This window comes from Micromonospora sicca (assembly GCF_003172935.1).
Lineage (GTDB): Bacteria > Actinomycetota > Actinomycetes > Mycobacteriales > Micromonosporaceae > Micromonospora > Micromonospora sicca.
Map to the genome: position 1 here is coordinate 1 of NZ_QGKS01000047.1, position 11654 is coordinate 11654.

The following is an 11654-nucleotide window of genomic DNA, read 5'->3' on the forward strand; positions in this document are numbered from 1 at the left end:
CGAGCTTGTGGTGGGGGAAGTCGGCGGGCAGCGCGTCCCACTGGCAGCCAGTCCGGTCGAGGTAGCGGATCGCATCCACGACGTCCCGGCGGGGGTAGATGATCGGCCGTCCACGCCCGGTTCCGGCGGGCACGTGCGGGGCCAGGATCCGCCATTCGGCGTCGGTGGTGTCGGACGGGTAGTGCCGCGGCCGGCCGGTCGGCAGGTGATCGGCAACGGTGGCACCTACCTGAGCATCGAGCTGGGCTCGGAGCCGCTGGTGATCACCCGGGATGGGCCGGAACCCTCCGGGTGCTCTCCAACGTCTGTCGGCACCGGGCCATGACGCACGTCGCCGGCGGCGGTTCGTGCAGGACGTAGCCCTAACGCCGGCGCCGTGGGCGAAAGGGCTACCAGCCTCCCCGGACGGGCCAAGGTCGGTAGGGCGTACTGGTTGACGCGGGGGCTAACGCGAATGGCCAGTCGTTCCTCCCACCGGGGCAGTGTGGATCGCCAGGCCGCCGGTGATTTGCGGCCGGCCGACTGCTATCCACTGCGGGGCCGTTGATGTCCCTGGTGACAATTCACCCTCGTGGATTGCTTCGCCCGGGGTCACACCTCACACTGTCCGTATGGCTACCACTGCAGCCGGGCGGGTCCGTACCGTGACGGGCGCAGCGGTACTCGCCGCCCTGATCCTGGTGATCGCATTCGGCAACCCGGCCTACACAGACTGGGCGAAGAACCACACCTCGAACGATGCGTGGGGATTCTTTCTCAAGCAGTTGGCGTGGCCGACCTGGTCGTTCAGCTCTGATGATTCGGTGCGGACCATCCTCGCCAACGACATCAAGGCAATCCTGCTCGTGGTGCTGACTGGCGTCTTCGTGTCCCTCATGGTTGCGGCAGGGGCACCGCGCAGCGCGCGGCTGTTCTTCTCGAGCTGGGGAGCCTACGTTTTCGCCGCGGCGTCCGCCGGCCTCCTTGCCGCGTTCGTCCAGGTGGACGCGAGCCTGCGTGGCTCCTTCGGCTGGGCCGCCGGCGGTGGGATCTACGGACTGTTCGTCGGTTGGGTCCTCGCCATCGTGGTACTCGCCTCCCGGAAGTAAACCCCCATACCGCCTGAATCGCCGGCCAGCATCATCCGGCATAGCCGCTGTCGTCTGTCGTTGCGGCGCTGGTCAGGGCAATGGGGCCTGTGGCCGGCGCGTCGGATCAGTCCGCGGCTGTTGCCTGAGGCCCGTGTCATGTGCTCGGCGCCGTTTAGTGCGGCAGCGGCGGGGAACGCGGGCACCGCTTCGCGGGCGGTGGCGGGACGGACAAGTTGTGTGGGAGGACCAGTTATGACGGCGCACAACCTGGCGGGAACCGCGACCATGGGCCTAATCGTCGGTGGTTACGGCACGGCAGAGCCGGCCGGTCTGTGGGTCTGGAGTCGCCCGGAGGGACGTGACCCGGCGTTTGCCCTGCTGCCCATCGCCGTCGAGTTCGACCGGGTCGCGGGGTGAGCGACATGACGAGCACAGGTGCCGGGACGGCTGAAGCCGCTGGGACGACCGGGGTCGTTCGTACGGTTGGGTTCATCGGCCTGGGCGACCAGGGATTGCCGATGGCGATCGCACTGGTCGAAAGCGGCTACGAGTTGCACGTGTGGGCGCGCCGCCCGGCGTCCATGGATGCGCTGGGCGAAGCGGAGCATGTGCGTCACACCACACCACCATTGCCGACCTCGCCTCGGCCTGTGACATGGTCGCGTTAGCTGTACCCACTGACGAGGACGTGCTGCAGATCGTCTCGCACGACTTGCTGGACGGCATGCGTCCCGGGTCGGTGGTGGTGAACCACGGCACGGGCGTCCCGCGTAATGCGATCCGGCTGGTGCAGTTGTGCGCTGACAGGGGCCTTGACGCGCTCGACGCGCCTGTCAGCGGGGGTCGACCTGGCGCGCAGGCTCGGACGCTGACGGTCCTCGTCGGGGGCGCGGAGGCCGTCGCCCAGCGTTGTGAACCGGTCTTTCGGTCCTTCGCCACCCATGTCGTGCATGCTGGCCCGGCAGGTGCGGGACAGATGGCCAAGCTGTTCAACAATGCCTTGCTGATGATGAACCAGGCCGCCATCGCCGACGTCGTCGACTTGGGGCTACGGGCCGGTCTCGACCCGGGGACCCTGGTGGAAGGGCTCAAGCTCGGCAGCGCTACCAGCGCCGCGCTGACCCTGCTGAACACGATGGTCACCCCGGACACCGTCGAGCACCTGTCGCGTGTCGAGGCACTCGACATGCAGTTGTTCGAGGAGGCAATGACCGCCGCCGGAGTCGAGGCGGCCGAGGCGACCGCTCGTGGCCTGTCCGGAGCCAACCGGCTGCCTGATCTTGTTCGGCAGCTCAACCGGTGAACACTCCACGGCAGACAGTGTGGACCGAGATCGGGACGCCCGCGGCATCTGCGGACACCGAGGCCGTGTCCCAACTGGTGCTCGGTGAGCGGCAGAGCCGCGACCGCGGCTGGTGGGAGGAGATGGCCGAGTGTTTCGCGCCCGAGGCCGTCATTGATATGAGCTGGTTCACCGGCAGCGCTCACGATTTCGTCCGGCAGACGCGGCTCCGCACTGCTGACGGGGTTTGGGGTCGTCACCGGCTGTCCCCGCCGGCCGTCAGGGTGAACGGTGATCGGTCCTGGGCCGAACTTGCACTCGGCATCGAGTTCCCCATCACTGTCGCTGGAGTCGCGGCGGACCTCGTCTCCTACTGCCGCTCCCAGTACCGCGCACGGCGCATCGACGGCACGTGGCGCATCACGCGAATCACCTCAATCTACGAACGCGACACCCTCACTCCCGCGATGCCGGCCACCCGCCTCGACATCGATCCTGCCGACCTGAGCGGCTACCGGGCCTCATACCGGTGCCTGGCGTGGTACTTCCAGCGACTGGTCAGCGGCACGGAGATGTAGTTCGCGGCGGGGGCACCCCTGAGCCCCGATCTGCTCGGTGACGACCGCCCAGAGGACGTTGCCCGGCATTACGCAACGGAGAGAGCCTGGCTCAACGGCGAACAGGCATGAGCACAACTGGAAGACATCCCAGGAGCTTGAATGTCAAGCAGCGGTCTCGTTGAGGTGATGGGACCAGGCGGTCGCCTCGTCGTAGGGCGTGCCGGTTTTGAGGCATCCGTGCAGGATGCCGACGAGCCGGTTGGCGAGCTGGCGCAGCGCGGCGTTGTAGCTGGCGCCGCGGGCGCGTTGCCGGTCGTAGTAGGCGCGGGCGCCCGGCGAGGCCTTCAACGCGGAGAACGCCTGGGTCATCAGCGCGTCGATGAGCCGGTCGTTGTGCACGAACCGGGCCGCGACGGTCCTCTTCTTCCCGGACGCGCGGGTGATCGGGCTGGTAGCGGCGTAGTTCTTGCGGGCCTTGGCCGAGACGTAGCGGGCGTGGTCGTCACCGAACTCGGCGAGCACCCGGGCGCCGAGGACGGCACCCAGTCCGGGCTGGGACAGGATGATCTCAGCGTCCGGGTGCCGGCCAAAATGGGCCTCCACCTGCCCTTGCAGGGCCTTGACCTGCTCGTTGAGAGTGACCAGCAGCGCGGCCAGTGCCCGCACCGACGCGGCGTACGCGGCGGTGACCACGGCGGGCTGGCCGAGGTGCTCGGCGCGCAGCGCGGCCTGGATCGCGGCCGCCTTGGCTGGGATGTCGCGCCGGCGGGCACGTTTGAGGGCCGCGCTGATCTGTGCCAGGCTCAACCGGGCGCCGCTCGCCGGGTCCGGGGCCTTGGCCAGCAGTTCCAGGGTGTCGGCGGCGTCGAGGTCCTCGAACGCGGCCAGCGCGGCGGGGAAGTATTCCCGCAGCGCGTGCCGCAGCCGCTGGCCGGCGCGGGTGCGTTCCCAGACCAGTGTCTTGTGCATCCGGGTGACCACCTTGACCGCCTCCGCCTCGGCGGTGTCACCGGCAACCGGGCGCAACTGGTGCGAGTCGGTGCGCACCATGTCGGCAAGCATGTGGGCGTCGGCCGCGTCGCTCTTGGCCCCGGACAGCGCCAGGCGTTCCCGGTAGCGGGCCGCCTGCAACGGGTTGACCGCATACACCGTGTACCCGGCGGCGACCAGCGCCTGGACCCACGGCCCCCGATCGGTCTCGATGCCGATCTTCACCCGCGCGGCGACGTCCTCGGTGTCCTCGACGTCGTCGCCGAGCCATTGGCCGATCATCGCGTGCAGCCGCGTGATACCCGCGACGCCCTCGGGCAGCCGGGCCTTGGCCAGCCGGCGGCCGGAGGCGTCCATCACCTCGACGTCGTGGTGGTCCTCCGCCCAGTCATCTCCCACGAACAGCAACGCGTCTCCCGCCTATCGAGTCGATCACCTTCGGTAGCCAGGAGGAGAACCATCAGCGACCTAATGAAGCAGTGCTCACGCCGCAACCGGGCGGGCACGACATCCCATCAGCGATCAACTCTCCACACCGACCGGCAGCGGCACGATCTTTCAGTAGGACTCAACGTCCAGGAAACGCGAGTGCTCGTCTGCCGGCGGCTACCTACCCACCAGGAGTCTGCCGGATGGCTTACTCCCAGAACTCATTAGGAACAGGACCATGAACAAGCTCGCACTCGTCACCGGCGCCACCTCCGGCATCGGCAAGGCCTTCGCCGAACGCCTGGCCGCCGACGGCTACGACCTGGTGATCGCCGGTCGGCGAAAGGACCGCTTGGACGAGTTCGCCGCCTCGCATCCCGAGGCCAAGGTTCAGATAGTGGCTGCAGACCTGTCCACCGACGCCGGTGTGGACACGATCGCCGATGTGTGCGCGTCGGAGCCGCTGACCATGCTGGTGAACAACGCCGGTGTGTCGCACTACATGCCGCTCGCGGAGCTTCCCGCCGACAAAGCCAGGGAACTCGTGCACGTCAAGGTCGTCGCCCCGACCATGCTTTCGCGCGCCGCGGTCGCCGGTATGCAGCAGCGAGGCGAAGGCACCATCATCAACGTCGCCGGCATGATCGCCTTCAGCGGTCCAGCACCGAGCTCGGTGATGCCCCGTCGTGCCGTCTACGCCGGCACCCTGGCCCACCTCGTCGCGATGTCCCAGACGCTGAGCGCCGAGCTCGAGGGGACGGGCGTCAAGGTTCAGGTCGTGTGCCCCGGCGTGGTGGCCACCGAGTTCCACGAGCGCCAAGGTCTCGACATGAGCGTGGTCCCCCGCATGAGCGCTGACGACGTGGTCACGGCCAGCCTGCGCGGCCTGGAACTGGGCGAGGTCGTCGTCGCCCCGGGCGTCGAGGACGCCGGACTCCTGGACGCGGTCTTCCAGGCCGACCTCGCCGCATTCGGAGGACAGAGCCCTGAACTCGCCACCCGCTACCAGGCCGGCTGAACCGAGGACAGATGTGGGCCCTGCGCCAGCCGCAGGGCCGACAGTTGTTGGCGGCTCACCCAACGACCAGCAGGCAGCCGAAGCAGTGACCTGCCAGCTCCGGGCCGCACAATCAAGTCCCAACGATCCGGGCAGCCGCTCACCCGACCCGCTGCGAAGCGGTGATCCGGGCATGCTGCGGCGCCCGCTCCAGATAGATGCGCGCGTTGGTCCGGACGGTCTCGACCTCGTCCGCATTGAGCTCCCGGATGACTCTGGCGGGTACGCCGACCACGAGCGAGTTCGGGGGGATGACAACATTACCGAAGACAACCGCCCCGGCGGCGACAATTGAGCCCCGGCCGATGACTGCGCCATTGAGCACGATGGCGCCCATGCCGATGAGGACGTCGTCTTCGACCGTGCAGCCGTGTAGCACCGCGCGGTGCCCGACCGAGACGCCCGACCCGATGCGGACCGGGAAGCCCGGGTCGGCGTGGACGACGCAGCCGTCCTGGATATTGCTGCCCGCGCCGATCGTGATGGTGTCGCCGTCGCCGCGCAGGACGGCGGTGTACCAGACGCTCGACCGGGGGAGGAGGCGTACCGCTCCGATGACCGTCGCACCCGGCGCCACCCAGGCCTCCTCGGCGACCTCCGGCTCCGTGCCCCCGAAGGGCAGCAGCATCGGCTCCACCACACTCATCTGCTCAGCGCCCGATCCGGACGGCACGGGACACGCCGAACCTGTCGGCGACCAGTTCCCTGATTCGGCCGCCTCCTCGACGGAGGCCCCGGGGAAGTGCCAGGCCAGGTCCTCCCGCGGGGAAGGTCCGGGACGCCGCGACGTGGGCCGGGTAGAGGGCGCTGGGCGGCACCGTCGCCGGCGAACGCCGCGACGCAGCGCTCCGGCTCGGCGTTTGCGAGAGTGAGGATCGCCCCGGTGGCGCCGACCGCTCCGGCCATGGTGAGTATGGTCGACGCCCCGACGTAGACATCGCCGTCGAATGCGCACGAGCCCGTGCACGCCTGCCGTTGCCCATGACCATGGCAATGAACCACGATGGAGGCAGACCTTGACCAGAGCCGCCGCCCCCATCGTCGACCAGCCGATTTCCCGGACGGTCATCCTGGATGCCGGTTCGACCGCGTACGCCAGGCTGAGCGCGTCGAGATGCGCGAGATCCGGATCCTGCCCGGCCATGCCGGAGGGTTGCACGTTCACAATGGCCCGGTGATGGGCAGCATCCTCGAAGCACCAACGATCCCTGCGCCTTCCCTGGATACCCACTGGCGGGCGAGAGAACGGTTCGACGCCACGGTGGGCGGGAATGGCCGAGGTGGCGTTGAACGTCACCGCGTCCGCACATCGGCCACGACCGTGCACGGGTGCCACCGCACGTTTCGTCACGGGCCGTGACCCCGGGCTGCGGCAGAAGAGGACGTGCGCAGGACATCGCTGGCACGGGCGGCGGCGGTCACGCCGCAACTAAGTCGTTGCTCAGGTTACCGACGACGAGCATGAGCCGCAGCGGTTGCTCTTTGTCCTGGTGGTCGATCTCAACGACGATTCCGCGATCGCCCATTTGCTGCAGGTCGACGTCGAAGAACCAGCTGATTCGTTGCTTCCCGGGAGTGTTTGCGCCTGCCGTTATTTGCCCGCGGTCACGGCTTTGAGCTCGTCGAGCGACTCTCGGATGAGTTGCGGCAAGTCTGGCTGGCCGGTGTCGTTGATCCAGTGTTCGAACGCGATCCTGAAGACGGCGATCCCTGCCTCGGCGGCCAGGCTCGCGGCTAGATCTGTGACGCCGCGTCGGTGCAACGCGTCGGCGAGCGCCGAGCCGAGTGATGCGAGCTTGATCAGCTCGCGTTCTTGGAGTTCTGCGTTCGCGGCGATGATGGTCTGGCGCTGTCGGACGATTTCGCGACGCTCCTGCAGTACGGTGCCGGCGGCCTCGAAGGCCGCGGCTATCGCGTCGATCGGCGCGGCGGAATCAGGCGCGCTGGCTATGGTGCTTACGAGGAGCTCCTGCAGTCTGCCCGTGCCTCCGAACAGAACCTCGCGCTTGTCGGCGAAGTGCCGGAAGAACGTTCGCTCGGTGAGCCCCGCCTGCTTGGCGATCTCCGCCACCGTGGTCTGTTCGAACCCGCGCTCGATGTAGAGCTCCAGGGCGGCCTGCTCCAGCCGGCCGCGCGCGTTTGGCTCCCATCGACCCATACTCCCGATCATACTTGATGACAGTGGCTGACATGGGGTGCTACGCTGATGACAGCGACTGACATGGGATGTCGCGACGGGAGTCCCGCGCCGAGGACGTCGATCACCTGGAGGTTCTTCTCATGCGTGTGTTTGTCACCGGCGCGTCCGGTTGGATCGGCTCCGCCGTCGTGCCCCAGCTCATCGGCGCGGGTCATCAGGTCCTCGGGCTCGCCAGGTCGGACTCCTCGGCCGCCGCCATTGCCGCCTCGGGAGCCGAGGTACTCCGCGGCGACCTGGACGACCTGGACACCCTGCGCGCCGGGGCCACCAGCACGGACGGGATCATCCACCTCGCGTTCATCCACGACTTCACCCAGTTCGAGGCCTCGGTACAAGCCGACGCGTGCGCCATCGAGACGATGGGCGCCGCACTCGAGGGCTCCGGCAAGCCCCTCGTCATCGCCTCCGGAACCCCCGCACTGCCTGGGGCCGTGGCGACCGAACGTGACGAGCCCGCTCCCGGCTCACTCGCGGCGGGCCGGGGCGCGAACGCCAAGGCGGCTCTTGGCATGGCCGCACGCGGCGTCCGCTCGTCCGTCGTGGGGCTGCCCCGGTCGGTGCACGGCGAAGGAGATCCTGGCTTCATCGCGATGCTGGTCGGTATCGCCCGCGACAAGGGCGTCTCCGGCTACGTCGGCGACGGGTCCAACCACTGGCCCGCCGTGCACCGGCTCGATGCCGCGCACCTGTTCCGCCTGGCGCTGGAGAAGGCCCCGGCGGGATCGACGCTGCACGCGGTCGCCGACGAAGGTGTGCCGATCGGCGACATCGCTGGGGTGATCGGCCGCCACCTGAACCTGCCAACGGCTTCCCTCCGTGCCGAGGATCTCGGTTTCCTCGGGGCCTTCCTCGCGGTCGACCAGCCGGCCTCCAGCGCGCTCACCCGCGAACTGCTCGGGTGGCGGCCGGTCCAGCCGGGGCTCATCGAGGACCTCGAGCAAGGCCACTACTTCAAGAACTCATCCGCATGATCGGCCGCGCCGGTACGGCGCTCCGTCTCCTGCTCGTCAACGGTCCACCGGTGAACTCCCTGCGGCTTCGCCGTCGCAGGGAGCTTTGGTGATACATCCGTTCGGGACCTCGAAGTCGAGCGCGGCTGGCGCGACGTGAAACAGATCATCGACCTTCGGCCGGTCTACCACCGTGTCGAGGACCTCATCCGCGCCCACGTGCTGCTGTGCTGGCTGGCGCTGCTACTCATCCGCATCGCCGAGACCAAGACCGGGCAGCGCTGGCCCGAGATCCGCGACGAACTCCAGCGTTTGCACCTGGGCACCTTCACCGGCCCGGCCGGCTCCTTTCGCCAACGCACCGAGATCACCCCTGGCGTGGGCGGCGAGCAGACCGACGGCTTCCCGCAGGTACCGCCACACTGTCGTTAGCGATACCCCGAACCCGGCCGCGGGTAAGGGTGTCGCCGTTGTGCAGGTAGGCCAAGGCCATCAGCGCCTGCTGATGCGCGGGCAGCCGGCGCCAGCGGCGTCGAGGGTGCGGCGACGGGTGTGGATCAGGTCGTTCAGACGGGTCAGGTTGCGCCTGGACAGCGGGATGCTGGCTGGATAGGTCAGCAACGAAGCTCCCGTGCTGGGCGGTCGTTGTTGGTCGACTGCTGTCCTACCGGGAGCTTTGTCCTATCTGGAGCAGCGACACACCGCCTCGCCCGCCTGGTCAACCGCCCTTCATCACGATGAAAAGGGCTCAATGGGCGGGACGAATGTCCATCACCCCATCGCTGACTGCGATGTCCCAGCGCTTGCCGAATGCGTTCGTGCCAGCCAACAAGATCCGGCCGAAGCCTTCCGGCAACGCGGGATCCAGGACGAGTTGTCCGTCACGTGCGTCGAAGCCCAGCATGGTGCGGAGGAACAGCAGCGGAGCGCCACTCGCCCATGCCTGAGGATCGCAGGCGGTCGGGTAGCGTATGGGAGTTCGGCTAAAGGACCGGTCGTAGCCGGAGAACGCTTCCGGCAGGCGGAAGTTTGAACCTCGCGCCGCGTCGAGCATCGCCGTGATGATGCGGTTCGCCTCCTGGCGATATCCGTAGCAGGCAAGTCCGTGGGCGATCAGGGAGTTGTCGTGCGGCCAGACGGTGCCCATGTGGTAGCCGATCGGGTTGTAGCCGCGATCGACGGTCGACACGGTGCGTACGCCCCAGCCGGAGAACATCTCGTCGGACATCAGCTGCATGGCCACGATCTTCGCCCGGTCTTCCGGGACGATGCCGCTCCACAGCAGGTGCCCCATGTTCGAGGTCATCGAGTCGATCTTGCGCTTGTCGCCGTCCAGTCCGATCGCGTAGTAACCGCCCCGATCCTCGATCCAAAAGTCCCGGTTGAAGCGCGTGCGGAGCTCCTTCGCCTCGACACGTAGCCGCTGTGCCAGCGCGGGGTCGTCGAGCGGTCCGCCGTCGGCGAGTTCGGCAATCCGCAGCTTCGCGTCGTAGGTGTAGCCCTGGATTTCGCAGGTCGCGATCGGCAGCACGGGGATGCTGCCGTCGGCGAACTGCACTCCGTCCCACGAGTCACGCCAGCACTGGTTGCCGAGGCCTTGCGGGGATCGGGTCGCGTACTCCACGTAGCCGTCGCCGTCCCGGTCACCGTACTCGTCGATCCACCGCAGTGCGGCGTCGACGTTGTCGCGCAAGTCCCACACGAGTTCGTCGTCCCGGGTCCACCGCCAGTACTCGGACAAGACGATGAGCCACAGTTGCGTGGCGTCAGCGGTGCCGTAGTAGGGGTCGTAGGGTTTGATGCCCAGCTGTGTCAGCTCGCCGGTCCGGACCTCGTGAATGATCTTCCCTGGCTCCTCATCCCGGAAGTCGTCCACCTCGTCGCCCTGGTGCCGAGCGAGAGTGCGAAGGGCGCCCCGCGTCAGGCGTGGACCGAAGCAGATCGTCTGGTACGCGGTGATCAGCGAGTCCCGGCCGAACATGCCGAGGAACCAGGGCAGGCCTGCGGCCGGGAAGTCCAAGCGCTGGCCGTCAAGGTGCGTTTGGATTCGCAGCGCGACCAGATCATCCACGGACCTCTCGAAGACGTCACGCAGCACCTGGGAGTCCGCCTGGAGCGTCGGCGCGGCGGCGCGCCACCTGTTTGCCGGATCATCCTTGTTGCCGTCGAAGACCCGCTGGAACTCACGAGCCGTGAGATACGTGTCGGGCACTGGGCCATGGAAACACGGGATAGTCAGCTCGCAGCCCCACTGCTCACCGGGCTGCAGCTGGATATCCCATACCAGGTCATCACCTTCCACCCGGTCAGCCGCCGGTTCAACCCGCACCTCCGCCGTCGCCGAGAATGACCCATTCTGATAATCGAAGGCAAGCAGTGAGCCATCCGGAGCGTGCCGCCGAACTATCTTCTCCGACCGGTCCGTGACCGTCTCCTTGATCTCAAGGATGTCCGCGAAATCCGCGCCCACCTCCAACCGAAGCTGTACAGACGCCGGCTTGTTCGAGAAGCACTGCAGAATGACACTCTCCTGCATTCCCTGACCGACGAGACGCTCTCGACGCACCCCCACACTGTTCCCGCGCAGCCCCGGCAGATCAGGGTTTGTCAGGAAGAACGCGGCGGCATACGCCTCCACCGGAGCCGAATCGAGTACCAGCAACGGGGAACCGTTCAACGTCAGCCGCCAACAGTCGAGAAACCGGGTGTCAGCGAACACCAGCCCACCGATCGAACCACGTGGCACATCCCCAGTGGCCTCGGAGAACATGAACGCATTGCCCTCGACAATCGCCACCGTGTTCGGACCCAGCTCGGGCGGCAGCTCCCGCAGCACTTCATCCTCGACGCGCCGCTCAGGCATGTCTCCAGGCATCGGCTCGGCTGGGGTCGGTCTGCGACCTGTCGTCGTCACGGCACACCCTCAAGTCCTGAATAAGACGGTCAAACCCGAATGGCTGATACGACGTATACCCGGCGACCCCGCACCGTACGTATTCAGCTTGAGTGAGCTGGGGGCATCCACGGTCCGGTGGTGAACAGCTGTTTGAGCACGTCGAGTGCGTCCAGGCCGTGCTTGGCGGCGGTGGACAGGTAGGAGCGGACCGCGGCGAAGT

Annotated in this window: 12 protein-coding genes and 2 pseudogenes; 8 read left to right on the forward strand and 6 right to left on the reverse strand. The window is 67.6% G+C overall.

All coding sequences use genetic code 11. From position 1 onward, the window contains the following. Positions 1-205: transposase (locus DKT69_RS39340; RefSeq protein WP_236647226.1), on the reverse strand; the 205-nt coding region annotated here is incomplete at its 3' end. Positions 206-611: 406 nt separating this feature from the next. Here DKT69_RS39340 and DKT69_RS00310 point away from each other — a divergent pair. The 5 genes from DKT69_RS00310 (at position 612) to DKT69_RS00320 (ending at position 2930) form a co-directional block, all read left to right on the forward strand. Then, positions 612-1088, forward strand: a complete 477-nt coding sequence (locus DKT69_RS00310; RefSeq protein ID WP_109799603.1) for a hypothetical protein — start codon at positions 612-614, stop codon at positions 1086-1088. A 234-nt stretch (positions 1089-1322) separates the two neighbouring features. Beyond that, positions 1323-1487 carry a hypothetical protein gene (locus DKT69_RS38060; protein WP_161557737.1) on the forward strand — a complete coding sequence of 55 codons (165 nt, stop codon included), beginning with the start codon at positions 1323-1325 and terminating at the stop codon, positions 1485-1487. 5 nt (positions 1488-1492) lie between these two features. Further along, entirely contained in the window at positions 1493-1738 is a 246-nt protein-coding gene (locus DKT69_RS40915; RefSeq protein WP_368666209.1) for an NAD(P)-binding domain-containing protein, read from the forward strand. Continuing rightward, positions 1630-2373: an NAD(P)-dependent oxidoreductase gene (locus DKT69_RS40525; RefSeq protein WP_201749410.1), complete on the forward strand. Its 744-nt coding sequence runs from the start codon at positions 1630-1632 to the stop codon at positions 2371-2373. Before DKT69_RS40915 ends, DKT69_RS40525 begins: the two co-directional genes overlap by 109 nt. Before the next feature lie 17 nt (positions 2374-2390). Continuing rightward, positions 2391-2930, forward strand: a complete 540-nt coding sequence (locus DKT69_RS00320) for a nuclear transport factor 2 family protein (RefSeq protein WP_236647224.1) — start codon at positions 2391-2393, stop codon at positions 2928-2930. 144 nt (positions 2931-3074) lie between these two features. Here DKT69_RS00320 and DKT69_RS00325 read toward each other — a convergent pair whose 3' ends face one another. Beyond that, complete coding sequence (locus DKT69_RS00325; protein ID WP_109799605.1) at positions 3075-4310, reverse strand: IS110 family RNA-guided transposase; 1236 nt, start codon at positions 4308-4310, stop codon at positions 3075-3077. A 259-nt stretch (positions 4311-4569) separates the two neighbouring features. Between DKT69_RS00325 and DKT69_RS00330 the strand changes: the two genes are divergently transcribed. After that, positions 4570-5349 (forward strand): SDR family NAD(P)-dependent oxidoreductase, encoded by a 780-nt coding sequence (locus DKT69_RS00330; protein ID WP_109799606.1) that lies wholly within the window; start codon positions 4570-4572, stop codon positions 5347-5349. A gap of 139 nt (positions 5350-5488) precedes the next feature. Here DKT69_RS00330 and DKT69_RS00335 read toward each other — a convergent pair whose 3' ends face one another. Beyond that, the gene (locus DKT69_RS00335) at positions 5489-6034 is read right to left on the reverse strand and encodes a gamma carbonic anhydrase family protein (protein ID WP_109799607.1); all 546 of its coding nucleotides are present in this window, start codon (positions 6032-6034) and stop codon (positions 5489-5491) included. Positions 6035-6979: 945 nt separating this feature from the next. Continuing rightward, positions 6980-7546 (reverse strand): TetR family transcriptional regulator, encoded by a 567-nt coding sequence (locus DKT69_RS00340; protein WP_109799609.1) that lies wholly within the window; start codon positions 7544-7546, stop codon positions 6980-6982. Positions 7547-7668: 122 nt separating this feature from the next. Between DKT69_RS00340 and DKT69_RS00345 the strand changes: the two genes are divergently transcribed. Both DKT69_RS00345 and DKT69_RS00350 read left to right on the forward strand, forming a co-directional pair. Next, positions 7669-8559 (forward strand): SDR family oxidoreductase, encoded by an 891-nt coding sequence (locus DKT69_RS00345; RefSeq protein WP_109799610.1) that lies wholly within the window; start codon positions 7669-7671, stop codon positions 8557-8559. A gap of 108 nt (positions 8560-8667) precedes the next feature. After that, positions 8668-8910: pseudogene (locus DKT69_RS00350) on the forward strand (IS1634 family transposase); the annotation flags it as partial. Here the strand turns inward: DKT69_RS00350 and DKT69_RS00355 are convergent. Continuing rightward, a pseudogene (locus DKT69_RS00355) lies at positions 8896-9159 on the reverse strand (helix-turn-helix domain-containing protein); the annotation flags it as partial. The pseudogenes DKT69_RS00350 and DKT69_RS00355 sit on opposite strands and share 15 nt — an antisense overlap. A gap of 127 nt (positions 9160-9286) precedes the next feature. Beyond that, positions 9287-11452, reverse strand: coding sequence for an amylo-alpha-1,6-glucosidase (locus DKT69_RS00360; protein WP_236647225.1), 2166 nt, complete (start codon positions 11450-11452; stop codon positions 9287-9289). Positions 11453-11654 lie beyond the last annotated feature (202 nt).